Annotated in this window: 23 protein-coding genes; 16 read left to right on the forward strand and 7 right to left on the reverse strand. The window is 30.7% G+C overall.

Features of this window, described 5'->3' with window-relative positions; all coding sequences use genetic code 11:
* The first annotated feature begins 50 nt into the window (after positions 1 to 50).
* Genes DMA14_RS02655 through DMA14_RS02665 form a run of 3 tightly spaced genes read left to right on the forward strand, consistent with a single transcriptional unit; the run spans position 51 to position 3,686 of the window.
* Complete coding sequence (locus DMA14_RS02655; RefSeq protein ID WP_111422913.1) at positions 51 to 1,319, forward strand: oligosaccharide flippase family protein; 1,269 nt, start codon at positions 51 to 53, stop codon at positions 1,317 to 1,319.
* The gene (locus tag DMA14_RS02660) at positions 1,319 to 2,581 is read left to right on the forward strand and encodes a hypothetical protein (protein ID WP_111422914.1); all 1,263 of its coding nucleotides are present in this window, start codon (positions 1,319 to 1,321) and stop codon (positions 2,579 to 2,581) included. Before DMA14_RS02655 ends, DMA14_RS02660 begins: the two co-directional genes overlap by 1 nt.
* Positions 2,571 to 3,686 (forward strand): glycosyltransferase family 4 protein, encoded by a 1,116-nt coding sequence (locus DMA14_RS02665; protein ID WP_111422916.1) that lies wholly within the window; start codon positions 2,571 to 2,573, stop codon positions 3,684 to 3,686. The genes DMA14_RS02660 and DMA14_RS02665 overlap by 11 nt, the downstream gene beginning before the upstream one ends.
* Before the next feature lie 13 nt (positions 3,687 to 3,699).
* On the opposite strand, the gene DMA14_RS02670 is transcribed toward DMA14_RS02665, so the two are convergent.
* Positions 3,700 to 4,476: a 2OG-Fe(II) oxygenase gene (locus DMA14_RS02670; protein ID WP_111422918.1), complete on the reverse strand. Its 777-nt coding sequence runs from the start codon at positions 4,474 to 4,476 to the stop codon at positions 3,700 to 3,702.
* A gap of 136 nt (positions 4,477 to 4,612) precedes the next feature.
* Here DMA14_RS02670 and DMA14_RS02675 point away from each other — a divergent pair, with 136 nt between their 5' ends.
* The 4 genes from DMA14_RS02675 to DMA14_RS02690 are packed head-to-tail and all read left to right on the forward strand — an operon-like array spanning position 4,613 to position 8,760.
* Complete coding sequence (locus DMA14_RS02675; protein WP_111422920.1) at positions 4,613 to 5,701, forward strand: DUF1972 domain-containing protein; 1,089 nt, start codon at positions 4,613 to 4,615, stop codon at positions 5,699 to 5,701.
* Positions 5,661 to 6,983, forward strand: coding sequence for an O-antigen ligase family protein (locus DMA14_RS02680; protein WP_111422921.1), 1,323 nt, complete (start codon positions 5,661 to 5,663; stop codon positions 6,981 to 6,983). Before DMA14_RS02675 ends, DMA14_RS02680 begins: the two co-directional genes overlap by 41 nt.
* A complete protein-coding gene (locus DMA14_RS02685; RefSeq protein ID WP_111368361.1) occupies positions 6,980 to 7,963 on the forward strand; it encodes a UDP-glucuronic acid decarboxylase family protein in 984 nt (327 codons plus the stop codon). The genes DMA14_RS02680 and DMA14_RS02685 overlap by 4 nt, the downstream gene beginning before the upstream one ends.
* 29 nt (positions 7,964 to 7,992) lie before the next feature.
* A complete protein-coding gene (locus DMA14_RS02690) occupies positions 7,993 to 8,760 on the forward strand; it encodes a glycosyltransferase family 2 protein (RefSeq protein ID WP_111422923.1) in 768 nt (255 codons plus the stop codon).
* Positions 8,761 to 8,952: 192 nt separating this feature from the next.
* Here the strand turns inward: DMA14_RS02690 and DMA14_RS02695 are convergent, their stop codons facing one another.
* Positions 8,953 to 9,480, reverse strand: a complete 528-nt coding sequence (locus tag DMA14_RS02695; protein ID WP_111422925.1) for an ORF6N domain-containing protein — start codon at positions 9,478 to 9,480, stop codon at positions 8,953 to 8,955.
* A 44-nt stretch (positions 9,481 to 9,524) separates the two neighbouring features.
* Positions 9,525 to 10,835, reverse strand: a complete 1,311-nt coding sequence (locus tag DMA14_RS02700; RefSeq protein ID WP_111422926.1) for a phenylacetate--CoA ligase family protein — start codon at positions 10,833 to 10,835, stop codon at positions 9,525 to 9,527.
* A gap of 135 nt (positions 10,836 to 10,970) precedes the next feature.
* Between DMA14_RS02700 and purD the strand changes: the two genes are divergently transcribed.
* Positions 10,971 to 12,245 (forward strand): phosphoribosylamine--glycine ligase, encoded by a 1,275-nt coding sequence (purD, locus tag DMA14_RS02705; RefSeq protein ID WP_111422928.1) that lies wholly within the window; start codon positions 10,971 to 10,973, stop codon positions 12,243 to 12,245.
* Between the two features lie 43 nt (positions 12,246 to 12,288).
* Here purD and DMA14_RS02710 read toward each other — a convergent pair whose 3' ends face one another.
* A complete protein-coding gene (locus DMA14_RS02710) occupies positions 12,289 to 12,519 on the reverse strand; it encodes a DUF6341 family protein (RefSeq protein WP_041519835.1) in 231 nt (76 codons plus the stop codon).
* A 141-nt stretch (positions 12,520 to 12,660) separates the two neighbouring features.
* Between DMA14_RS02710 and DMA14_RS02715 the strand changes: the two genes are divergently transcribed.
* Positions 12,661 to 13,590, forward strand: a complete 930-nt coding sequence (locus DMA14_RS02715) for a DUF6427 family protein (RefSeq protein WP_111422930.1) — start codon at positions 12,661 to 12,663, stop codon at positions 13,588 to 13,590.
* Here DMA14_RS02715 and upp read toward each other — a convergent pair.
* On the reverse strand, positions 13,585 to 14,238 hold the full coding sequence (gene upp / locus DMA14_RS02720) for a uracil phosphoribosyltransferase (protein ID WP_111422932.1): 654 nt from the start codon (positions 14,236 to 14,238) through the stop codon (positions 13,585 to 13,587). The genes DMA14_RS02715 and upp overlap by 6 nt on opposite strands.
* A gap of 110 nt (positions 14,239 to 14,348) precedes the next feature.
* On the opposite strand from upp, the gene DMA14_RS02725 reads away from it, so the two are divergent.
* Together DMA14_RS02725 and DMA14_RS02730 are read left to right on the forward strand one after the other, a co-directional pair.
* On the forward strand, positions 14,349 to 14,954 hold the full coding sequence (locus DMA14_RS02725) for a DUF4254 domain-containing protein (protein WP_095930592.1): 606 nt from the start codon (positions 14,349 to 14,351) through the stop codon (positions 14,952 to 14,954).
* 43 nt (positions 14,955 to 14,997) lie between these two features.
* Positions 14,998 to 16,008, forward strand: a complete 1,011-nt coding sequence (locus DMA14_RS02730; protein ID WP_111422934.1) for a glycosyltransferase family 9 protein — start codon at positions 14,998 to 15,000, stop codon at positions 16,006 to 16,008.
* Positions 16,009 to 16,211: 203 nt separating this feature from the next.
* Here the strand turns inward: DMA14_RS02730 and DMA14_RS02735 are convergent, their stop codons facing one another.
* Positions 16,212 to 16,646 carry a hypothetical protein gene (locus DMA14_RS02735; RefSeq protein WP_111422936.1) on the reverse strand — a complete coding sequence of 145 codons (435 nt, stop codon included), beginning with the start codon at positions 16,644 to 16,646 and terminating at the stop codon, positions 16,212 to 16,214.
* Between the two features lie 252 nt (positions 16,647 to 16,898).
* Positions 16,899 to 17,951, reverse strand: coding sequence for a 2Fe-2S iron-sulfur cluster-binding protein (locus DMA14_RS02740; protein WP_111422938.1), 1,053 nt, complete (start codon positions 17,949 to 17,951; stop codon positions 16,899 to 16,901).
* Positions 17,952 to 18,079: 128 nt separating this feature from the next.
* Here DMA14_RS02740 and DMA14_RS02745 point away from each other — a divergent pair, with 128 nt between their 5' ends.
* From DMA14_RS02745 to DMA14_RS02765, 5 genes are all read left to right on the forward strand, one after another.
* Entirely contained in the window at positions 18,080 to 19,540 is a 1,461-nt protein-coding gene (locus DMA14_RS02745) for a DUF5687 family protein (RefSeq protein ID WP_111422940.1), read from the forward strand.
* Positions 19,541 to 19,585: 45 nt separating this feature from the next.
* The gene (locus DMA14_RS02750) at positions 19,586 to 20,281 is read left to right on the forward strand and encodes an ABC transporter ATP-binding protein (protein WP_111422941.1); all 696 of its coding nucleotides are present in this window, start codon (positions 19,586 to 19,588) and stop codon (positions 20,279 to 20,281) included.
* A gap of 90 nt (positions 20,282 to 20,371) precedes the next feature.
* Positions 20,372 to 22,984, forward strand: coding sequence for a type IX secretion system periplasmic lipoprotein PorW/SprE (gene porW, locus DMA14_RS02755; RefSeq protein WP_111422943.1), 2,613 nt, complete (start codon positions 20,372 to 20,374; stop codon positions 22,982 to 22,984).
* A gap of 12 nt (positions 22,985 to 22,996) precedes the next feature.
* Complete coding sequence (locus DMA14_RS02760) at positions 22,997 to 23,395, forward strand: bactofilin family protein (RefSeq protein WP_111368379.1); 399 nt, start codon at positions 22,997 to 22,999, stop codon at positions 23,393 to 23,395.
* Complete coding sequence (locus DMA14_RS02765) at positions 23,376 to 23,597, forward strand: AtpZ/AtpI family protein (RefSeq protein ID WP_111422944.1); 222 nt, start codon at positions 23,376 to 23,378, stop codon at positions 23,595 to 23,597. Before DMA14_RS02760 ends, DMA14_RS02765 begins: the two co-directional genes overlap by 20 nt.
* The last annotated feature ends 336 nt before the right edge of the window (positions 23,598 to 23,933 follow it).

Genomic DNA, 23,933 nt, shown 5'->3' on the forward strand with positions numbered 1-23,933 from the left:
TGGCTTTTTTTATCTGATGTTGATACTATTTCTAAACAAATCCTATTATCTTGTTTAAATTAAAATACCAAAATGTATTACAGAATAACCGAATCAAGAATTTTGTTATTTATGGGATTGGTCAGATTGTTAATCTGGTAAGTCCGCTTTTGGTAATGCCTTATTTAGTAGCAGTTTGTGAAAAAGAAGGATTAGGAATAATTAGTGTTGGGTTTTCGTTTGCTTTAGTATTAAATGTTTTGATTGACTATGGCTCTTATATTAATGGAACCAAAGAAATATCAATAAACAGAGAGAATGCTGAAATTATTAAAACAAAAATGGTCTCAATTTATGTAATGAAGTTCTTTTTGATTTTAATCACATTTTTTATTGCTTTTTTGCTGATTTGTTTTATTCCTTTTTTTAATAAAGAGCAAGCCGTCTTCTTTTTTAGTTTTTTGTATGTAATTGGTCAATTCTTAAACCCAACCTGGATTTTTCAAGGATTGGAAAACTATAAATGGATTTCTTTTATTAATATTATTTCCAAAGCAATATACGTAGTTTGTATTTTTATTTTTATCAAAGAAAAGGACGATTATATTTATGCTAATGCTTATTTAGGAATTGGATTGATTGTTTCGAGCTTGATTGGACTAATTTATCTGATAAAAAAATACAATTTACAATTCTATCACAATGTCATTAAAGATGCATTTCTGTTATTAAAGCAGGAATTCTCTCTGACTTTTTCACAATTGTTTCTTTCATTTTATCAATATCTGCCTATAATGATAGTTAGTTATGTTGGGGGAAATGGTATGGCTGGACAATATAGAATTATAGAACAGATTGTAATGACTTTTAGAAGTTATTTACAAATGTTCTTCAATTTTATCTATGCCGATGTTTGTCTGCAGATGCATACAAGTTTAAAAAACGGAATTTCACAATGGCTGAAGTACAATGGTTTAAATTATTCATTTGTTTTATTATTAGCATTTACTGCATTTGCATTTGCAGAACAGATCTTGCTATATTTCAATATTACATCAAATGACTTAGAATCAATGGTATACTTTTTCAGATTAGGTTTGATTATCCCTATATTTATGTCAATCACTTTTGCTTTAAAACAATTGCTTTTTGCTTTAGACAAGAATAATGTTTATATAAATATTACTATTGGTTCTTCAGTTTTTAGTTTGCTTTTATTTTTTCTATTAGTAAAAAGTATTGGATTACAAGGGGCATTTATAGCTACGATTATCATCGAAATAATGGTAATAGTTTTATATTGTGCAGTTTTAAAACCAATAATAAGATTGAGTAAATAATGAATATAACAGTTTATAAAAGTTTTCCGTACCAGATTTTATTTTTGCTTTGCATCGGAGTTTCTTTGTTTGCTAATTACGAGCTCACTTTTGCGGTATGGTCTTTAACTTTACTGTTAACAATTAAAAGAAAATATTCTTTTACCATAATTCAGTATAATGCCATTTTTCTCATTATACTTCTTATTGCCATTTTTTCTACATTTTTTAGCACTACAACACCCTTTTTATTCATAAGAGATTTTACCTATTTAGTGAAGCCTATTTTAGGATTATTGGTAGGATATCAGCTATGTAGATTCAGCAGTAAATTGGCTTTAAAAGTGATGGTCTATGCTGGATTGGCAATTTCTGTAATGCATTTGGCAATGTTATCTTTTACGGTCATTGAATTCAGAACTTTGAGTGTTAACTTGCTAAGAGAACATGGTGGTTATTTTAGTGACTATGAAATCTACGTACTGATTATTCTTATTTTCTACAGAGAGCTAAATTTAGAAATATCAAAAAAGCAGAGGATATTATTTTTAGCAATAATTGGTTTGTCTAGTTTTTTATACCTAGCAAGAACAAACTTGATTCAGTTTATTATTCTATATGTTGGTCTGAAAGGATATTTGATTTTTAATAAAAAATCTCTAAAAGTAATTTTGGCTGTTTTTTTAATGTCAATAATAGGTTACGCATCAATTGTTTATATCAACCCAAAAAGAGAAGGAAAAGGTATTCAAGCTTTTTTATATAAAATAAAAATTGCACCACAAGAAGCTTTTAAAACAAAAATTGATAAAGATGATTGGAAAGATTTCAACGACAATTACAGATCATTTGAAAATATAATTGCTGTAAATCAAGTTTCGGCCAAAGGCAATAGAGCTATTTTTTTTGGAGAAGGTTTAGGATCTACACTCAATTTGGGCAGGAAAATCTGGACGAATGATCATGAATATGTTCAATATATTCCAATTGCACACAATGCATATATGACTATATTTTTAAAATCAGGATTATTAGGGGTTTTATTTCTTCTGGTCTTTCTGATTATTTTATACAGACAAAAAAAATCTGACATCAAGAATGTTCAGGCAATCAATTATTTATTAATTGGAACGAGTGTTTTTCTTATCGTGTCTAACTGGGTATTTTTAGGCTTATATTTAAAATTAGACAATAAATCGATAATAATAGGATTTCTGATTGCATTAAGAGAAGTAATTATAAAAGAGCATAATAGCCAAAAAAGAATTGAAGATGAGTATTAAAAACACAACCAGTATTTTTGTTGACTGCCATGTTTTTGATAGTGGTTTTCAGGGAACAAGAACATATATAAAAGGTCTGTACTCTGAGTTAATTAAAAAGAGAGATCTTCATTTTTTTTTAGTGTCTTCAAATCCAGATTACTTAGAATCTATTTTTGGTAGCCATTCAAACGTTACTTATTTAAAATATAAGTATCATAACAAGTATTTAAGACTGCTTATTGATGTACCGAAGATTATAAAAAAGAATAAAATTGATTTTGCTCATTTTCAATATACCGTTTCACCAATAAAAAGGTGTAAATACATTGTTACGACACACGATGTATTGTTTATTGATTTTCCGGAATATTTTACTTCTTTAAGCAGAATTGTCAATACATTTTTATATAAACAAAGCGCAAAAAGGTCAGAAATCAAATTGACAGTTTCGGAGTATTCTAAACAGAAAATCCAACAGCATTTTGCAGTGTCAAATTATGAGATAACTCCAAACGCTATTCATGATACATTTTTTGAAGAATATGATAAACAGCAGATTAAAGCTGAGGTTGAAGACAAATTTTCATTAAAAAATTACATTATTTATGTAAGCAGATGGGAGCAGAGAAAAAATCATCAAATGGTTTTAAAAGCTTTTTTAGATCTTAAATTGTATAAAAACTACAAGCTTCTTTTTTTAGGAAATGACACTTCATCCAATCAGGAATACGACGATATCTTTGACAAATTAGATTCTGAAATAAAAAATGAGATTGTTTCTTTAAAAAATACCGATTTAAAAACAATGTTATTGCTATTGCGAGGAGCAAATGCATCTGTTTATCCTTCTTTGGCCGAAGGTTTTGGAATTCCTCCTTTGGAATCGGTAGCGGCAAAAATTCCGACAATCTGTTCTAATAAAACGGCAATGTCAGATTTTAGTTTTTTTGAAGATTATTATTTTGAGCCATATAATCAAGATGAGTTTAATCAAAAGCTTCAAAAAATCTTAACTCAAAACGTGGCATCAGATTTTGAGACAATGGCACAAAAGATAAAAGAAAAGTACAGCTGGCAAAAATCGGCAGATATATTATATCAGCTTATTAAAAAACATGAATAAGAATAAATTCAGTTTATTGATTTTTTGCCGTATTGCTTCCAAAGAATTTGTTTTTTGTTTGAACCAAAAAATTATAATTTTTGGCAAACTGCTTTTTTAAAAATGAAGCATCATCCTTAGGAAACCAATCTGTTGTTCTTGGCTTCTCAATTTGTACTTTATGAATTTGGTAAGCATAAGTGGCAACAGATGTTCTAAAATTTCCTTCAGGAAAATTTGTCATATCATATCCGTGGAGAGTGTACGGAGCGCATTGCTGAATAATTAAGCGATTAAAAGGAACATCAAGCTCAGTGTTTTCTCCAGTTCTTAAATCAAATATTTTTAAACCGCCTTTATATTCTGGTTTCCAATCTTTATTTAAATATAAAAGTAGATTTAATTCTCGATACCAGTTTTTGTTAATGGGATGGTAATTAAAATCTAAATGCATATCCAGAAAGCTATTTTTCTTACCCTGATGTAACCCGCCTCCGTGATTTTTTGGATCAACGAAAACAGATTTTGAGGTTATATAAGATATAATTTTATTGAATCTTTCAGATGAAAGTTCTTCATACAACTCATGCATTTCAAGGCCTAGCTCCTTATAATTTGATTTTTCAAATTTATTATTGGCAAAAGAATAGTCACGACTTTTATTTTGGAGTTCAGGAATACTTTTATGAGCTTTTACTAACTTTTCTTCTTCACAAAAGTTATCAATTATTAAATGCGGAAACGGACTAGCGGTTAAATATTTTAAGCGCAACTCCTCTAAATTTTTTTCCAGGTAATCAAAATTAATCATAAGTATTATTTTAAACCGCTTGCGAACAAAAGTAGAAATTAAATCAAATAATCATTAATTATAAATGAATTTATAGGTAATAAAAAATTCAGAATTTTAAAATCATTATTTTTGGGTCCCATTTTATAAGATTTAAATGAAGATAGCCATTCTTGGTACTAGAGGTATTCCAAATAATTACGGAGGATTTGAGCAGTTTGCTGAAATTTTTGCCATTTATTTAGCTGAAAAAAAACATGAGGTTTATGTCTATAATTCGCATAAACACATTTTTCAGGAGAAAAATTTCATGGGAGTAAATATAATTCATCAATATGACCCAGAATATAAACTAGGCACTGCTGGACAATTTATTTATGATCTGAATTGCATTCTGGATTCTAGGAAAAGAAATTTTGATGTCATTTTGCAATTGGGCTACACTAGCAATTCTATATGGTCTTTTCTTTTACCAAAAAAGCCAATTATTATTACCAATATGGATGGGTTGGAGTGGAAGAGAACCAAATATTCTAAATCAATCCAAAAATTCTTAAAATTTGCCGAAAATAAAGCTGTAAAAAGCAGTGATTATCTAGTTGCAGATTCGCTTGGTATTAAAAAATATTTGGAAGAGAAATATCGGAGAGAAGCTGTTTATATTGCTTATGGAGCAGATTTGTTTTCTGATCCACAAGAAAAGGTACTTTCACAATATAATGTTGAAAAAAACAACTATAACTTGTTGATAGCACGTTTTGAACCAGAAAATAATATCGAAGTAATTTTGGACGGTATTGCAGATAGTCAAGATAATAAAGTGATGTTGGTTGTAGGGAATAATGATAATAGTTATGGAGATTATCTCAAAAAGAAGTTTTATAATTGCGGAAACATACGTTTTATAGGCGGGGTCTATAATAAAGGACATTTAGATAATCTAAGATATTTTTCTAATCTTTATTTTCATGGCCATTCAGTAGGAGGAACGAATCCTTCTTTGTTGGAAGCGATGGCTGCAAAAGCATTAATTGTAGCCCATAACAACGAATTTAATCGCGCTATTTTACAGGAAAATGCATTTTATTTTTCGAATACAGAAGATATTAAACGCCTTCTAAAAACCATAAAAAGAAAAGATTATGAAAAAATGGTTCAAGATAACTTTAATACAATAGTTCAAGAATTTAATTGGAACAAAATAAATGAGTCATACCTTAGATTGTTTGAAAAAAGTCTTCAGTAAAATAGATGAATTATGGAAGAACAAAACCTTGCTAGCTTATCTTTTGGCAGCAATGTTAATAACACTTCCATTCAAACATAATATCGGGAGTTTAACCTGTATTATTTTTTTATTATTTTCCTTTCTCAAAGCAAAAAAAGTAGATTTTTTGTCTTCTAAAGCTTTATTGCTTCCCATACTATTGTATGTTTTGATGTTTGTATCTCTTATTTGGACAATAGAAACTAAACTAACTATCAAAGGATTACAAAAAGAAATACTATTGTTATTGATTCCTTTAGCTTTTTGCTCATTTCCAAAAATAAATCGTGACGATATAAATAAAGTTATCAAGTGGTTTAGTTTTGCAATGGTAGGTTTCGCTATGTTTTACTTTTTGAAAGCAATTATAAAATTTATTAATTCTGGTGACAAAGGAGTTTTCTTTTATCATGAATTAGTCACTTTAGAATTGAACGCAATCTACATGGCTGTTTTTGCTTCTTTAGCGTTATTTTATTTTCTTACTAAAAAAGAAAAATCAATTATTGATAAAGCAGGATTTTTGATTCTAATTGTTTTTATATTTTTATTATCATCCAAGAATATTATTGTAGTTGATTTGGTTTTAATCATAACGTATTATTCTTTTTTTTCTACTATTTCAAGAAAAACAAAGCTGATAATACTTTCGGCTGTTATTGTTCTATCGATAAGTTCCATACTTTTTATTAAGCCAATTAGAGAAAGGTTTATGATTGAGTTTGAAACGATGCTGGTTGACAGTTCTTTAAATAAAAGCACAAAAGAAGATCAAGGACCGATTTATAATATTAGTTTAAAACAGGCTTGGAACCAAGATCAATTTCAACAAAATGATTTTTTTCCAGGAACAGCTTTTCGACTTTTTCAGATTAGGATTTTTAAAGAAATGCTTGAAGAAGAGAATATCTTTTTCACAGGATTTGGATTAGATGCTTCTCAAAATAAAATAAAAGAAAAAGTAAAAGAGCATAATTTATACCCGAATTATGGGGAGTTTAATTTTCATAATGAATATGTTCAAATATTTTCAGAATTAGGAATATTTGGTTTTTTGATAGTATTAAGCATGTTATTTGTCACAATCAGAAGTGGGATTATAAATAAAGATTTTATTCATATTGCTTTTGCGGTAACAATGATAGTCTTATTTTTGACCGAATCTTTTTTGAGTCGACAAAGAGGAATAATTTTCTTTATAATTTTTTACTGCATGTTTAATTTGGTAAACGATTGTAATGAACAGAAAATATTGAAATGAAAAGAATACTTATTACAGGAGCTGCGGGATTTTTAGGATCACATTTATGTGACAGATTTATCAAAGAAGGATATTTTGTTATTGGGATGGATAACCTTATTACGGGAGATCTTAAAAATATTGAACATTTATTCAAATTAGAAAACTTTGAATTTTATCATCATGATATTACTAAGTTTGTTCATGTTCCTGGAGATTTAGACTATATATTGCATTTTGCTTCGCCGGCAAGCCCAATTGATTATTTAAAAATTCCAATCCAAACTTTGAAAGTTGGATCTTTAGGAACGCATAATCTCCTTGGATTGGCGAGAGTAAAAAAGGCTAGAATTTTGATTGCATCAACATCAGAAGTTTACGGAGATCCTTTAGTGCATCCACAAACGGAAGAATATTATGGAAACGTAAATACAATTGGTCCGCGTGGGGTTTATGATGAAGCTAAACGTTTTCAGGAATCAATTACAATGGCCTACCATACTTTCCATGGAGTAGAAACTAGAATCGTACGTATTTTTAATACTTACGGACCAAGAATGAGATTAAACGACGGACGTGTAATTCCAGCTTTTATTGGACAAGCTTTACGCGGAGAAGATCTAACAATTTTTGGTGACGGAATGCAAACACGTTCTTTCTGCTATGTTGACGATCAAGTTGAAGGGATTTACAGATTGCTACACTCAGATTACGTTTATCCAGTGAATATTGGAAATCCTGACGAAATCACTATCAAAGATTTTGCAGAAGAAATTATAAAATTGACAGGAACAAACCAGAAAGTGGTTTATCATCCGCTGCCAATAAATGATCCATTACAACGTCAGCCTGATACAACAAAAGCAAAAGAATTGTTGGGTTGGGAAGCTAAAGTTAGCCGTGCTGAAGGAATGAAAATCACGTATGAGTATTTCAAATCATTATCTCCTGAAGAACTGGCAAAAGAAGAACACAAAGACTTTTCAAACTATATAAAATAAATTAAGATTCTGAAAGAACAATAAATCTAATGAACGATTTAGTATCTATTTTAACACCAACATACAATACTGAAAAGTTCATTAGAGCAACTATCGAATCAGTTCAAAATCAGACCTATAAAAACTGGGAAATGATTCTGATTGATGATGCTTCTACAGACCGAACAGTTTCTGTTATAGAAGAATTTGCCCAAGATGATAGCAGAATAAAATTATTCAAATTAGCCAAAAATTGTGGAAATGGTTTTGCCCGAAATGAAGCTTTAGAAAAAGCTTCCGGAAAATACATCGCCTATCTCGATGCCGATGATACATGGTTTTCAGATAAATTAGAAAAACAGATTCAGTTTTTAAAAGCAAATAATCAGCCATTTACTTTTAGTTATTACGATTCGATTGATGAAGAAGGAAATAGCTTAAACAGAAGAGTTGAATCTCCAAATCCGTTAACGTATCAAGAATTGTTTTTTTGCAATTATGTGGGTAATCTTACTGCTATTTATGATGCTGAATATTTTGGAAAAATCAAATTAGAATCTTCTGAGAAAAGACAAGATTGGAGAATATGGCTTACAATTCTAAAACAAATACAAACGGCAAAAGCGGTTCCAGAAAGTCTGGCTTTTTATAGAATTAGAAAAGATTCTATTTCATCTTCAAAGTTTAAATTGATCAAACACAATTTTGGGGTTTATCGAGATTTTCACGGGTACAATCTCATTTTTTCTGTTTTATTAATGATGAGGTTTTTATTTACTCAGTTGATAATCAAACCAAAGTATATAAAGAAGATTTAAAATTCAACTTGATGTCGCAAATTGCGACTTCAAGTTTCAAGGTCACAAATTGTGAACTTGAAGAATTTAATTTAGAATTGGAGGTCACAATTTGTGACTTCCAATTTTTTCAAACCGTAATATAAATGACAAACTTGAGGTCACAAATTGTGACATCAAGTTTCTAAGATCACAATTTGTGATCTTAAAGAATTATTTTTTATAGCCAATCTTCACTCTTTCAGATTCATTTTCTTTCTTTTCAGTTAATTCATCTAAATAAGAAAATACCAATTCAATATTTTTATCGTGATTTTCTAACTTCTTCTGAATTTGTAAAATATCGACTTTAATTTCAGTTGTATCCAAAAGCATTTGTCTCACTTTCGTGAAAATCCTCATAATTTGAATATTGGTTTGAATTGCTTTGTCGCTTTTTAGAACAGTAGATAGCATTAACACGCCATGTTCAGTGAATGCAGCTGGTATATGACGTAAACCCATTTTTTCAGAATTGGAAATCACAATTTGTGATTTCCAATTTTCAAATTCGGATTTATTAAGTTCAAACATGAAATCTTCGGGAAATCTTGTTATATTTCTTTTGACAGCTTGTTTCAAAATTCGTGTTTCAACACCATAAAGCAAAGCCAAATCACGATCAAGCATCACTTTTTGACCGCGGATAAAATATATTTTATTAGAAATTGTTTCTTCAGAAAGTAGAGATTGATCTTCCATAAGTTTTTAATTGAAAAAAAACAAATGTAAGATTTTATTTATATTTACAAATAAGATTTAAACTGTTTTAGTTTCCCGCGATTGGTTCTTTCTAAAACTGTTTTTCGAGTAAAAGTGAAGTTTAAATTGGGTTCTAAATACAAATCGATAGCTTCTTTTATTTTTTGAATTTGTTCTGAAATTAATTCTTTTTCAGAAACATATTCAATTTCAAAAGTATCTAATTTAGTTTGTTTGATAATGAATTCTTTTACGTTTCCATCATCTTCAATAATGCTTTTGGTTACATAATAAAAGGTCAAACCGGGAGATTTTTTACCACTTGGCAAAACGGCAACATCATTGGTTCTTCCAATTAATTTTTTAAGAATTGGTTTTTGAGGTGTACTTTTTTCATCCAAAATTCCGATGTCACCAATTTCATATCTGATAAAAGGATTTGCTTTGTTGAATAAAGAAGTAATCACAATTTTCCCTTCCGTTCCATGTGGAACAAGATTATTGTTTTCATCTAAAATCTCCACAAAAAGAGTTTCAGCATTTACCTGCCATTCGCCTATCGGATTTTCAAAAGCAATTAAATCCAATTCTGAAGCTCCATATTCGCTGATGATTGGAATTCCGAATTGTTTTTCTAAGAGTTTTTTATCCGTTTCAAAAAGCATTTCTGATGTAACAAAACAAGCTTTTAAAGTCGGACAAATTTCTTTTAAAATGATATTTTTCTGTTCTAAAAATTTAGCGAATAACACAATCGAACTCGTATAACCGTTGATATAATCGAATTTTTTAGTTCTGAATTTTTTCAGAAATTTTTCTAAAACATCATCAGACAAATCAAAAACTGGAAAACGAAAACGATGCGTTAAAAAATCTTTGAAACGTTCTTTTTGATATCCAATAAAATCCATTGGAATTCCATAGAATCGTGCTTGATAAGAATGATTAAAATCAATCCCGAACCAACCGAAACGCATAATATTGGAAGCCCATGTTAAAGCATGCGAATATTTGTCTTTTGCAAAAACAAAAGGAGTTCCGCTAGATCCAGACGTTTTGTTGAGGTAAACAGATTTTTTAGTATAACCATTTGAAAGCCTTTCTTCCAGAGGTTTTTGCAAATTTTGTTTATTTAAAATAGGAAGATTTTCCCAATTTTGAGCGGTTGTATTTCCTGCTAACTCTTTGTAAAAAGAATTGTTTTTAAGATGAAAATCAACAATTTCTGCTTTTTTGTTTTCAAGAAATGAAGCATATTCTTCTTCTGAAAAATGAGCAACTTTATCCAATTCGGCTTTAGCTTCCTTTATTGGAAAACCATTTAGTTTGAGTGAAAGATCAAAAAGGCGAATCATTTTTCGGGATAATTTTCGTCAAAAATAGTATTTACCAATTACTAACAATCAAGAATCACGAAGTTTTTGAGATTTAATTATTTTTTACGTTCAAAAGCAATTATTTTTGCACCACAACTAAAATACAACAACACCATGATAATTTTACTATTGGGATCAGGCGGAAGAGAGCATGCATTTGCATGGAAAATGACACAGAGTCCGCTTTGCGAAAAACTTTTTGTAGTGCCTGGAAACGCGGGAACTGCTGCAATTGCTGAAAATGTTGCAATATCTGCGACAGATTTTGAAGCAGTAAAAGCATTAGTACTTAAAGAAAATATAAGTTTAGTAGTCGTAGGACCTGAAGATCCATTAGTAAAAGGTATTTATGATTATTTTAAAAATGACGAAAGTTTAAAAGATATCCCAGTTATTGGACCATCAAAATTAGGTGCACAATTGGAAGGAAGTAAAGAATTTGCAAAAGAATTCTTGATGAAACACAATATTCCAACTGCGGCTTATGACAGTTTCACTGCTGAAACAGTTGAAGAAGGATGCAAGTTTCTTGAAACACTACAACCTCCATACGTTTTAAAAGCAGACGGCTTAGCAGCAGGAAAAGGAGTTTTGATTATTCAAGATCTTGAAGAAGCAAAGACTGAATTAAGAAACATGTTGGTTCATGCTAAATTCGGTACAGCAAGTGCAAAAGTAGTTATAGAAGAATTCTTGGACGGAATAGAATTGAGCTGTTTCGTTTTAACAGACGGAAAAAGCTATAAAATTCTTCCAACTGCAAAAGATTATAAAAGAATTGGAGAAGGAGATACAGGATTAAATACAGGCGGAATGGGAGCGGTTTCTCCAGTTCCTTACGTAGATGCTGTTTTGATGGAAAAAATCGAAACTCGCATTGTAAAACCAACAATCGAAGGCTTTCAAAAAGACGGCATCGAATATAAAGGGTTTGTATTTATCGGTTTAATCAATGTAAAAGGAGAACCAATTGTTATTGAATACAACGTTAGAATGGGTGATCCTGAAACTGAGGTTGTGGTTCCTAGATTAAAATCAGATTTAGTAGAATTGTTCTTGTCTGTTGCAGATCAGAAATTAGGAGACTTTAATTTAGAAGTTGATCCAAGAAGCGCAACAACTGTAATGGTTGTCTCTGGCGGATATCCTGAAGATTTCGAAAAAGGAAAAGTAATTTCAGGTTTAGAAAATATTACAGATTCTATAGTTTTTCACGCGGGAACAAAATTAGATGGCGAAAATGTCGTTACTAATGGAGGACGTGTAATTGCTGTAACATCTTATGGAGATGATTTTCAACAGGCCATAAAAAAATCTTACCAAAACATAGATAAACTAAGCTTTGATAAGATGTATTTTAGAAAAGATATCGGTTTCGATTTAATCTAAAAAATAAATTCACAAGCCCTTTTTAATTAAAGGGTTTGGTTTTTTATTTTAAAAATGAATGAGCCGTTGTATCTTGGTTTTCTGTTCCAGCGTCATCAAAAATACGTAATTGTTTAATCCAATAAACGATTGCGCATGCACAGATGATCATAAAAATCCAGTTAATAGTGTTTGCACCAAACCACGTAATTAATTCTAAATGACGTAAAAAGTCAAGAGGAGCAAACAAAATGTTAACAAATAGGTATTGAATTCCTTCAAAAAAAGCTGTCATAATTTTAAAAATTATATGTTATTTATTGTTGTGTAATGCCTTGAAGATAAAATTCGGTAAACCAAATCTTTTTTCAACTTGTTAGGTTTTTCCTTTTAAACAAGTATTATCTTTACAATCACAAAAGTATAAAATATCCTTATGATAACAAGTGTTTTTAAAAAATCTACGCCATTAAATTATTCATTGGTTGTAATTTTAATACTGGTTTTCTTTTTTATGTTCCAAATTAAAGACCCATCTTGGGTTACTTCTTATTTTTTGGCTTTTCAAAAAGTGAGTTTGCTGTGCTTTATTTTGGCTTCTTTTTTTATGATTAATTTCATTGTAAAAAAGAACGGACTCAGTAAAGACAATGGTTACGCGATACTTTTTTACTTGTTGTTTATTTTATTTTTTCCAACAATATTTAACAACTCAAATATTATCTATGCCAATTTTTTCATTTTATTGGCACTTCGAAGATTAGTTTCATTGCAATCTCTAAAAGCATCAAAAGAGAAAATATTTGATGCAGCATTTTGGATTTTTATAGCTTCTTTATTTCAATTTTGGAGTATTCTCTTCCTAATTTTGGTTTACATCTCGATTATTTTTCACGTTTCGAGAGATTATAGAAACTGGGTTTTGCCTTTTATCGCACTTTTAGCAGTAACGATTTTGTTTTACATGACATCATTAATTTTAAATTTTGATGCCATAGCTTTCATTCAGGAAAGAGCTGTAATCGATTTTAGAATTGATTACTTTAAGAATAATTACGAAAATGCCGCACTTTCGATATATACAGCAGTAGCTTTGTTTTTTGTTACTTCGATGTTGATGACCTTGTCAAACAGACCTCAAATTGTACATTCTTCATATAAGAAGATTGTCGCTTGCTTTTTTATAGCAGTTTTTGTTTACATCATTTCGCCAAACAAAAGCAACGATCTATTATTGTTTAGTATTGCGCCATTAAGTATTATGGCAACGAGCCATGTAGAATATATGCAACAGAAACTTAATAACGAAATTGTTTATTACACTCTGATCGTATGTAGTTTATTTACTTTTTTCTCTCAATTATAATTTGCTTCCGTAAGCAAGATCGCCAGCATCGCCAAGACCAGGAACAATGTAGTTTTTCTCATTTAGTTTTTCATCTAAAGAGGCTACCCATAAATGACAGTTCTCAGGAAGGTTTTCCTCTAGATGTTTGATTCCTTCGGGAGCGGCAATAACAACAACAATATGCATTTCTGCTGGAGTTGCATTTTCAATTAATTTTTTGTGAACAGCTACAATCGATTGGCCAGTAGCCAGCATCGGATCAAGAAGTAGAACAGTTTTATTATTTAAATCTGAAATAGCTTGATATTCAACGCGAATTTCAAATTCGTCATCATTGTTTGGATGAAATCTACATGCCGAAACAAAGCTGTTTTCTGCATGATCAAAATAATTTAAAAAACCATTATGAAGCGGTAATCCAGCCCGCAAAATAGGACATAAAACTAAATCTGCATCAATTTCTGTAGTTTTCTTAATTCCAAGAGGTGTTTGAATATCAACATTTTTATATGGCAAAATTTTGCTCAGTTCATAAGCCATAATTTCTCCAATGCGCTCAATATTTCTACGAAAACGCATACTGTCATTCTGCACATTTACATTTCTAATTTGTCCTAAGAAATGATTTAAAACACTGTTATTTTCAGAGATATAATGAATTTTCATGATGAAATTGTAATTTATTTAGAGATATAATGATGAAACGAAAAATAATTTCTTTTCTTCGCTGCATAAAAGTATAAAAAGTATCTTTGTATCTATAAAAAAATAAAGACATGTTTTCAAAATTAGCATATTCAGTTTTCGAACAAAGCATCAAAGATTATCACCAATTTGATAATGTTGACCAGCCAATAAACAATCCATATCCAAAAGATAAATTCGAACATTTGTTATATCTAAAAAATTGGATTGACACAGTTCAATGGCATTTTGAAGATATTATTCGTGACCCACAGATTGATCCTGTAGCAGCTTTAACTTTGAAAAGAAGAATTGACGCATCAAATCAAGAGCGTACTGATATGGTGGAATATATAGATAGCTACTTTTTACAAAAATACAGCAATGTAAAAGTAAAAGACGGAGCAAAAATCAATTCTGAAAGTCCAGCTTGGGCTTTTGACAGATTATCGATTTTGGCTTTAAAAATCTATCACATGCACGAAGAAGCGAATCGTGCAGAAGCTTCTCAAGAACACAGAGATAAATGTCAGGAAAAATTAAATATCCTTTTAGAGCAAAGAACAGATTTATCTACAGCAATTGAAGAATTATTGACAGATATCGAAAACGGAGATAAATTCATGAAAGTGTACAAACAAATGAAAATGTACAATGATGATGATTTGAACCCAGTTTTATATCAAAATAAAAAATAATAATTTGGCAGACTTGTCTAGCAAAATTAAGCATATAGCCGTCATGAGACTATCCGCAATGGGAGATGTCGCCATGACGGTTCCTGTTTTACGAGCTTTTGTAAAACAATATCCAACGGTAAAATTGACCGTTATTTCCCGTCCGTTTTTTAAACCTTTCTTTGATGGAATTCCGAATCTGGATTTTTTTGCTTTTGATGAAAAACAAAGACACAAAGGATTTCCAGGACTTTTACGCTTATTTAGAGATGTGAAAAAATTGAAGATTGATGCTTTTGCCGATCTTCATAATGTTTTACGATCTAAAGTTGTGAGTTTACTTTTCGCTTTAAGCGGAAAAAAAAGAGCAACTGTTGATAAAGGAAGAGAAGGGAAAAAAGAATTGACGCGAGAAGAAAATAAGATTTTCAAACAATTGCCAACCATGTTTGAAAGACATGTAAAAGTGTTTGAAGAATTAGGCTTTCCTTTAAATTTATCAAATCCAGCATTTCCTGAAAAAGTAGTTTTAAGTTCTGATATTTTGCAAATTATCGGAAATGAAAATCAAAAACTTATAGGAATTGCACCTTTTGCTCAGTACGATTCTAAAGTTTATCCATTAGATTTAATGAAAGAGGTAATTGCAAAATTGGCAGAAAATTCAGCAAATAAAATTTTACTTTTTGGCGGAGGAAAGAAAGAAATTGAAATTTTGGATTCAATTTCTGAGCCTTTTGAAAATGTAATTAATATGGCTGGAAAAATTAAATTTCAGCAAGAATTGCAATTGATAAGCAATCTCGATGTAATGCTTTCTATGGATTCTGGAAATGCGCATATTGCAGCAATGCTGGGCGTAAAGGTCATTACACTTTGGGGTGCGACACATCCGTACGCGGGATTTTTGCCATTCAATCAAAGTCTGGAGAATGCATTGACTTCAGACCGAAATCAATATCCAAAATTACCGACTTCTGTTTATGGCAATAAAATTGTTGAAGGTTATGAGGATGCAATGAGGACAATTTCACCGAAGCAGGTTGTTGATAAAGTTGTAGAACAGATTTCATAAAGAAAAAAAGTTTAAGAACATCTTCTTTTGTAAGCTTCGGAGAAGCGAAATATTTATAGAAAAGGAATGATGCTACAATACTAAAGCTCCAGAGAAGCGACATGTTTTTTATAATATGTCGCTTCTCTGGAGCTTTTTTCATTTGTTTTTATTGAGATTCTATAAATATCTTACCTCGCAGGGATATTTGCTAATAAAAATCTTTAAGCAATATTTTTATTCAGAACATATCGTTCATTAGAATCGAGGAAAGAGTATCCTATCGTTTTTCTTCTTTTTTTGTTTACTATAATAGAAACAAAGTTATTTTTGTCTTCGGTTGATAATAGAATGTGTTCGAATTTATTGGATGAATCTCTGTAAATTTTATAAATTAAGTCATGATCTTTAATTTTTTTAGATAAGACTTTTGCCGATTTAAGTTTGCTTACATAGGGCCAAATATTAAAAATATTCGAATCTGTTTTTTTTACTTCTACCATTTTTTCGGTCAAAGTTGAATTGTATTTTTCTCTTTCGAGCAATTTAGGACCTTTCTTGTTTTTCATTTTTATAATAACTGCCAGAACGCATAGCGAAGCAGTTACAGCCAGCATGATAAATAGATATAAATGAAAGTGGTGAACGTGAGCTGTCATGATATTTAATGTTTAAATGTTTGACAAAATTTGAGTTTGCTCTATAAAATCTCAAGCCATTAGATTGAGATTGCGATAATTATACCTCTAATTTAATGAAAATTTGGCAATATTTTAATAAAATTTTGCTTTTATTTCAATTGCGACTAAATCTTCAAGTCCCAGCAAGAATTGTGAATATAGAAACAAAAAAAATCCAAATTCCGGTTTATTTTGGAATTTGGATTTTTATATTTTGATATTTTTCAAATATTATACGTCGTCGTAATCAACATAAATAGTTTCTGATGTTGGATGCGCTTGACATGTTAAAATTAAACCTTCAGCAATTTCGCCGTCTGTTAAAATAGAATTTTTCGTCATTTCGGCGCTTCCCTTCGTAACGCGTCCTAAACAGCTGCTGCAGATTCCGCCTTGGCAAGAATAAGGAGCGTCAACACCTTGTTTTAGAGCAGCATCAAGAATAGTTTGTTTTTTAGACATTTCGAAAGTAGTTTCCTCATCATCTACCAAAACAGTAATTTTCGTGTGTCCTTCTTGAGAACCTTGGATTGCATGCTCTTCAGAAGAAGAAGTAAACAATTCAAATTTGATGGCAGACTCTTTTACATTTTTTTCTTTCAAAACGTTAGAAACAGTGTTAATCATGTCTTCTGGTCCGCAAAGGAAAAACTTATCAAACTGAAGTTCTTTGTGTTTGTTGTTTAAAACAAAATTTACAGCCGATTTTTCAATTCTTCCAAATAAAGCATTTTCGGCCTTTGCTTGGCTGTACACATAATGCACAAAAAATCTGCCTACATATTGTAATTGCAGATCATGAAGTTCTTGCTGAAAGATTGTACTTTCAGGAGTTTTATTTCCGTAAACTAATACAAATGAACTCTTTGGTTCATTTTTTAAAACTGACTTTATAATAGAAAGAACAGGAGTAATTCCGCTTCCTGCAGCAAATGCAGCATAATTTTTTTGTCTTTCAGCATCTGGTTCAAAAGTAAATTTACCTTCTGGATGACCTACTTCAAGAACATCTCCTGCTTTTAATGTAGTATTGGCAAACTGCGAAAAAAGACCATTTTTTACTGCTTTTACAGCAATTCTTAATTCGCCGCTGTCGGGTGCAGAGCAAATAGAATAAGCACGTCTAATTTCTTGGTTATCAAGAGTTAATTTTAAATTTATATATTGACCTGCTATAAATTTATAGTCAGATTTTAGTTCTTCGGGAACATTAAAAAGGATAGAAACAGCATCTGCAGTTTCGCGTTTAACCTCTTTAATTATAAGTTTTAAGAATGAAGGCATGATAGAATTTTTATGCAAAAGTAGCAAACCACTATTAAAATTTTAGCACGAAATTATTTTTTTTAACTTTTTTTGTAACGTTTTCCTACATTTGGTCTCTTACTACAAAAATATTAAAACCAAAAACCATGATTAAGAAGTTTATTTACCTCGAATGGAAGGCTTTTATTAGGTCGGCATCCTTCGGTAAAAACCTGGCAATGAAAATTATAATAGGTTTTCTGATGATCTATTTTTCGCTAATTTTTATTGGTATGGGCGTTGGAGCATTTTATGTTCTAAAGGATATGAAATTGGAACCATTAGTAACGGTCAACAAATTTCTTTTTTATTATTTCCTTTTAGATTTAATAATTCGATTGTTATTACAGTCAATTCCTGTTTTGAATATTAAACCTTTATTGGTTCTTCCTTTTAAGAAACCAACAATAGTTCATTTTTCTTTGGGCAAAACGGCTTTATCTTTTTTTAACTGGGTACATGCTTTATTTTTTATTCCGTTTTCAGTTGTGTTAATTTTGAATGGATATGATGTTGTCGAAATTATTTTCTGGCATTTAGGAATAATGGCGATGATATACATCAATAATTTCCTGAACATTATCTTGAGTAATATTGACAAATTGTTTGCTGTATTTGTAGTATTGATAGTAGTTTTAGGAGGTGCACAATATTATAAATTATTTGATATCACTATATTTACAACTCCATTTTTTCAAAATTTCTATGATATTGACGGAGTGTTTTTAGTTCCGATTTTAATACTAATCGGACTCTATATTTTTACTTTTAAATACTTCGAAAAGAATTTATACCTAGATGCAGGTCTTTCTGTAAAACACGATGTGGCATCAACAGAAAATCTTGCTTGGCTGAATCAATTTGGGACTTTAGGGACTTTTCTTAAAAACGATATTAAACTCATTAAAAGAAATAAAAGGTCAAAAACCACTATAGTAATGAGTGTAATCTTTTTATTCTACGGATTAATTTTCTTTGGAAATACGCATCAGCCGCCTGCTATGCAAATTTTTGCTGGAATATTTGTTTCAGGAGGATTTCTATTTGTTTTTGGCCAGTTTGTACCAAGCTGGGACAGTTCGTATTATCAATTAATGATGACTCAGAATATTCCGTATAGAGGTTATATTACCGCAAAATGGTGGCTTATTGTAATTGCTACTTTTATTTCTACAATTCTAGCTTCTTTTTATCTTTTGTATGGATGGGAAGTTTATCTAACGATTGTTGTTGGGGCAGTTTATAACATCGGAGTCAATTCTCATTTGGTGCTTTTAGGAGGTGCTTTTACTAAAACACCAATTGATTTGAGTAATGCTGGTGGAGCTTTTGGAGATAAAAAAGCCTTTAATGTAAATTCGATGCTTTTGTCTTTGCCAAAAATATTTTTGCCATTATTATTGTATTGGCTAGGATTACGTTTCGCAGATAAAACAGTGGCTTTAAGCTTGGTTGCGGGAGCTGGTATCTTGGGTTTTATATTTAAGGAAAAAGTGTTTTCGTTAATAGAAAGAAGATATAAAATTGAGAAATACAGTACAATAAGTGCTTATAAACAAAAGAGTTAATAGGATAATTAATTTAAAATCTGAAATCAACAATCTAAAATTATTATGATACAAGTAAATCAGCTTTCAAAAATATATAACGGAACCACAGTTTTAAACATTAGCAATTTAGAAATCCCAAAAGGGCAAAGCTTTGGCTTGGTAGGAAATAATGGAGCAGGGAAAACAACATTTTTCAGTTTGCTTTTAGATCTTATCCAACCATCAACGGGATATATAAAGAGTAACAATATTCAGGTAAATACAAGTGAAAATTGGAAATCTTTTACAGGATCATTTTTAGATGAAAATTTCCTTATCGGATATTTGACTCCAGAAGAGTATTTTTATTTTATTGGAGATTTACGAAATCAAAACAAAGCAGATATTGATGCATTGTTAGCAAAACACGAAGAGTTTTTTAATGGAGAAATTTTAAAGAACAAAAAATACCTGCGCGACCTTTCTAAAGGAAATCAGAAAAAAGTGGGAATTATTGCCACACTTATTGGTAATCCTGAAGTTGTAATTTTAGACGAACCTTTTGCAAATTTAGATCCAACAACAGTTAGCCGATTAAAAAAAATAATCAGAGAATTAGCAGATGATCCAAATGTAACTGTTTTGGTCTCAAGCCATGATTTACAGCATACCGTGGAGGTTTGTGATAGAATTGTTGCTCTTAATAAAGGCGAAATTGTTAAAGATATTCAGACTTCAAAAGAAACCTTACAAGAATTAGAATTATTTTTTGCTGTGTAAGAATTTCTATATTTCAAAAAGAACCGTATTTTTACAAGTGATTATACTAAAATTAGTTTTTAGTAGTTATGTGTTTTAAACTCTTTTCTATTGAAAAAGAATACTCTTAAATATAGTTTTATTCCGATTTTTTTATTCTTTTTGATAGCTTGTTCTACCAAAAAGAATACCTTTTTGGCTCGAAGTTCTCACTCGATTGGGACCAAATATAATATTCTTTATAACGGGGGAATTGGCCTTGATAAAGGTTTAAAGTCTATTCAGGCCAATAATGAAGATAATTTTTGGAAACAGCTGCCAATTGAAAAAATGCAGTTTGATGAAAATTTTTCTGAAGGCGAAAAAGCTAAAAATCCTGATTTTGAAAAAGCAGAAACTAAAGCTACAAAAGCCATTCAGAAACACTCTATGAATATTGGCGGAAGAGAAAGAAACTGGCAGATGGATGAAGCGTATCTTATGCTTGGAAAAGCAAGATATTATGATCAGCGTTTTATTCCGGCAATTGAGGCATTCAATTATATTTTATACAAATATCCAGAAAGCAATAATATTTATACCGCAAAAATCTGGCGCGAGAAAACCAACATGCGTTTAGGGAATGATGCAATTGCTCTTAAAAACATCAAAATCTTACTTAAAAAAACAGATTTAGATAAACAGACTTATGCTGATGCCAACGCGCTTTTGGCAGAAGCTTTTCTAAATTTAGAACAAAAAGATAGCGCTGTCTCTAGACTTAGAGTTGCTGAGCAATTTACAAAAAGCAACGAAGAACGTGCAAGATATCGTTTTATCCTTGGACAAATGTATCAGGCAGAAGGAAAACGTGACAGTGCCATTTATTTTTATGATGCCGTTATAGATTTAAACAGAAAGGCAGATCGTAAGTATATGATGCACGCTTACGCGAAGAAAGCACAAATGTTTGATTATGGGAAAGATAATGATACGATTTTCTTAAAAACATTTAATAAATTGGTGACTGATCGTGAAAATCGTCCTTATTATGATGTTCTTTTTTATGAAATGGGAGTTTATTATGATAAAAAGAAAGATCAGGAAAATGCACTAGTCTTCTACAATAAATCTTTAGGCAGAAAATCTAAAGATCCATATTTGATGGCCTCGGCTTATAGAAATATTGGAAACATGTATTTCAAAAATACAGACTATACAATGGCAGCCAAATATTATGACAGTACTTTGGTAAAACTGGATCCTAAAACCAGAGAATATGCTTTTATAGAAAAAAACAGAAAAAATCTTGACGACGTAATTAAATACGAAGCTATTGCAAAACGCAATGATAGTATTATTAAGGTATATAACTTGCCGCCGAATGAAAAGAAAGATTATTTCGAAAATTATATTGCCGAGCTTAAAAAGAAAGATGAAGCAAAACGACTTTTAGAAGAAAAAGAAAAAGAGCGATTGGCTAATATTGATCGAAATTCTCAAGCAGACTTTTCAGGAAACGGAGCTGTTAATCCTAATTCTCTAGGCAAACCAGTAGAACCAGAAGGAATTGGGATGCCTCCAGGCGGAAATGATAATGCAAGTACATTTTATTTTTACAATCCGACAACTGTTGCTTACGGAAAACTTCAGTTTAAAAAAATGTGGGGCAGTAGAACATTGGGCGGAAATTGGAGATTGGCAGGAGTACGATCTGCAAACGATGCTGCAATGAAAGACACCATTAATACGAAAGAAGTTGCAAATGCACTGAAAGATACAATTGTTCCAGAAAAATATACTGTGGCATATTATGTAGAACAGCTTCCAACTTCGCAAACTGCTATGGATAGTATTGGCAAAGAGCGCAATTTTTCATATTATCAATTAGGACTTATATATAAGGAGAAGTTTAAAGAATACAATTTGGCTAGTGACAAACTAGAACAATTGCTTAAAAATAATCCTGAAGAAAAACTGGTATTGCCATCTATGTATAATTTGTACAAAATTTATCAGATTACAAATCCAGCAAAAGCAGAAGCTATAAAGGCAGAGATTTCTACGAAATATCCAGATTCGAGATATGCTCACATTTTAAATAATAAAGAAGACGATCCAAATTCTAGTCCCGATAAAGAATATCAAAAATGGTATAAACTTTTTGAAGAAGAAAAATTCGATGAGGTCTTAGCTAATATTGACAATTTGATTAACCAATATTCGGGAGATGACATTGTATCGAAATATGAATTATTAAAAGCCAATACTTTAGGAAAAGTAAATGGTTTGGAAGCGTATAAAAAAGGACTTGAGAATGTGGCAGACAATTACCCAAATAGTGAAGAAGGTAAAAATGCTAGAGAAATTTTAGAGAAACAAGTTCCTGTTTTAGAAAAACTTAGTTTTACAACAACCGATACTAAAAACTGGAAAATATTATATCGTGTTTCTAACAACGATACAAAAGCAGTAAAAAGAATTGAAGAAGCAATCAGAGTATTTTTATTAGTTGAAAACTATGAAAGATTGACGACTTCTTTGGATAAATACAATAAAACAGAAAGTTTTGTAGTTATTCATGGTTTAAAATCTGAGGCTTACGCAAATGATGTTGCAGGTGTTTTCAGAGACGATAAAAAATATAAAATCCCAGATCAGGCAATAATAATATCAAATGATAATTACAAGATCGTTCAGATCAAAAAGAATTTGGACGCGTACTTGGCCCCCAAAACCCCTTAAATCTTAACCGCCATGTTTGAAAAAGTAAAGAAAAACGGAACTGAACAATTAGGAAGAACAAATAGAATTGTAGAAGGAACATCAATAGTAGGAGACATAGTCTCAAAAGCCGATTTTAGATTAGACGGCGAATTGATTGGAAACTTTACTTCGCAAGGCAAAATAGTGATTGGGGCCAAAGGAGCCGTTAAAGGAGAAATAATTTGTAATAATGCTGATATTGAAGGAGAATTTCACGGAAAGATAAAAGTTCTAGAAACCCTTAATATTAAATCGACTGCCCAAATACACGGAGAAGTGGCAGTAGGAAAACTTTCGATAGAACCAGGAGCCGACTTCACAGCAACCTGTACCATGCTTGCACATTCAAATCCCGTAATCATGCTAGAAGATGGAAAAGGAACCGAATAATGATAGAAGAAATAAATGGTTAGCATTTATTAATATTCCCTTTCAAATGGGCATTATTATTTTTATATTTAGTTACTTTGGCACGTGGTTAGACAAAAAATATTCTAATGGAGGATCACTTTGGACTATAGTCCTTTCTTTATTCTCTGTTTTTTTAGCATTGTATAATGTCATCCGCCAAGTAAAAAATTTAAATAAATAATGAATAGAACTGTAGATTTTCTAAAGTATTTTGCTCCCTTTTCGATAATATTGTTTCTGATACAATTTTTCATAATGCATTCATTGTCTGAAAGAATTGTGTTTTTTTATCCAGCATGGAGTATCTATTTGTTTAATGTTATTACCACTATTCTTATATATAGTGTCCTTATATATATAAACAAGAATTTTTCCGCTTACACAGGATTTACTTTTCTTGGCCTCAGCTTTTTCAAAATGATGGTTGCAGTTGTTTTTTTAATCCCTTTAATAAAAGCGGATGTAAAAGATCCAATAATTGACTTGGGTGCGTTTTTTATTCCATATTTTTTGTTTT

The organism is Flavobacterium sharifuzzamanii (assembly GCF_003254585.1).
In the GTDB taxonomy this organism is placed as follows: domain Bacteria; phylum Bacteroidota; class Bacteroidia; order Flavobacteriales; family Flavobacteriaceae; genus Flavobacterium; species Flavobacterium sharifuzzamanii.

Coding starts and splice junctions, on each gene's coding strand:
- DMA14_RS02675 (WP_111422920.1), top strand. CDS start 4,613: ATGAAGATAGCCATTCTTGGTACTAGAGGTATTCCAAATAATTACGGA.
- DMA14_RS02670 (WP_111422918.1), bottom strand. CDS start 4,476: ATGATTAATTTTGATTACCTGGAAAAAAATTTAGAGGAGTTGCGCTTA.
- DMA14_RS02690 (WP_111422923.1), top strand. CDS start 7,993: ATGAACGATTTAGTATCTATTTTAACACCAACATACAATACTGAAAAG.
- DMA14_RS02735 (WP_111422936.1), bottom strand. CDS start 16,646: ATGACAGCTCACGTTCACCACTTTCATTTATATCTATTTATCATGCTG.
- DMA14_RS02750 (WP_111422941.1), top strand. CDS start 19,586: ATGATACAAGTAAATCAGCTTTCAAAAATATATAACGGAACCACAGTT.
- DMA14_RS02685 (WP_111368361.1), top strand. CDS start 6,980: ATGAAAAGAATACTTATTACAGGAGCTGCGGGATTTTTAGGATCACAT.
- DMA14_RS02745 (WP_111422940.1), top strand. CDS start 18,080: ATGATTAAGAAGTTTATTTACCTCGAATGGAAGGCTTTTATTAGGTCG.
- DMA14_RS02730 (WP_111422934.1), top strand. CDS start 14,998: ATGAGACTATCCGCAATGGGAGATGTCGCCATGACGGTTCCTGTTTTA.
- DMA14_RS02700 (WP_111422926.1), bottom strand. CDS start 10,835: ATGATTCGCCTTTTTGATCTTTCACTCAAACTAAATGGTTTTCCAATA.
- DMA14_RS02660 (WP_111422914.1), top strand. CDS start 1,319: ATGAATATAACAGTTTATAAAAGTTTTCCGTACCAGATTTTATTTTTG.
- DMA14_RS02665 (WP_111422916.1), top strand. CDS start 2,571: ATGAGTATTAAAAACACAACCAGTATTTTTGTTGACTGCCATGTTTTT.
- purD (WP_111422928.1), top strand. CDS start 10,971: ATGATAATTTTACTATTGGGATCAGGCGGAAGAGAGCATGCATTTGCA.
- DMA14_RS02710 (WP_041519835.1), bottom strand. CDS start 12,519: ATGACAGCTTTTTTTGAAGGAATTCAATACCTATTTGTTAACATTTTG.
- DMA14_RS02715 (WP_111422930.1), top strand. CDS start 12,661: ATGATAACAAGTGTTTTTAAAAAATCTACGCCATTAAATTATTCATTG.
- DMA14_RS02760 (WP_111368379.1), top strand. CDS start 22,997: ATGTTTGAAAAAGTAAAGAAAAACGGAACTGAACAATTAGGAAGAACA.
- DMA14_RS02695 (WP_111422925.1), bottom strand. CDS start 9,480: ATGGAAGATCAATCTCTACTTTCTGAAGAAACAATTTCTAATAAAATA.
- upp (WP_111422932.1), bottom strand. CDS start 14,238: ATGAAAATTCATTATATCTCTGAAAATAACAGTGTTTTAAATCATTTC.
- DMA14_RS02680 (WP_111422921.1), top strand. CDS start 5,661: ATGAGTCATACCTTAGATTGTTTGAAAAAAGTCTTCAGTAAAATAGAT.
- DMA14_RS02765 (WP_111422944.1), top strand. CDS start 23,376: ATGGAAAAGGAACCGAATAATGATAGAAGAAATAAATGGTTAGCATTT.
- DMA14_RS02725 (WP_095930592.1), top strand. CDS start 14,349: ATGTTTTCAAAATTAGCATATTCAGTTTTCGAACAAAGCATCAAAGAT.
- DMA14_RS02740 (WP_111422938.1), bottom strand. CDS start 17,951: ATGCCTTCATTCTTAAAACTTATAATTAAAGAGGTTAAACGCGAAACT.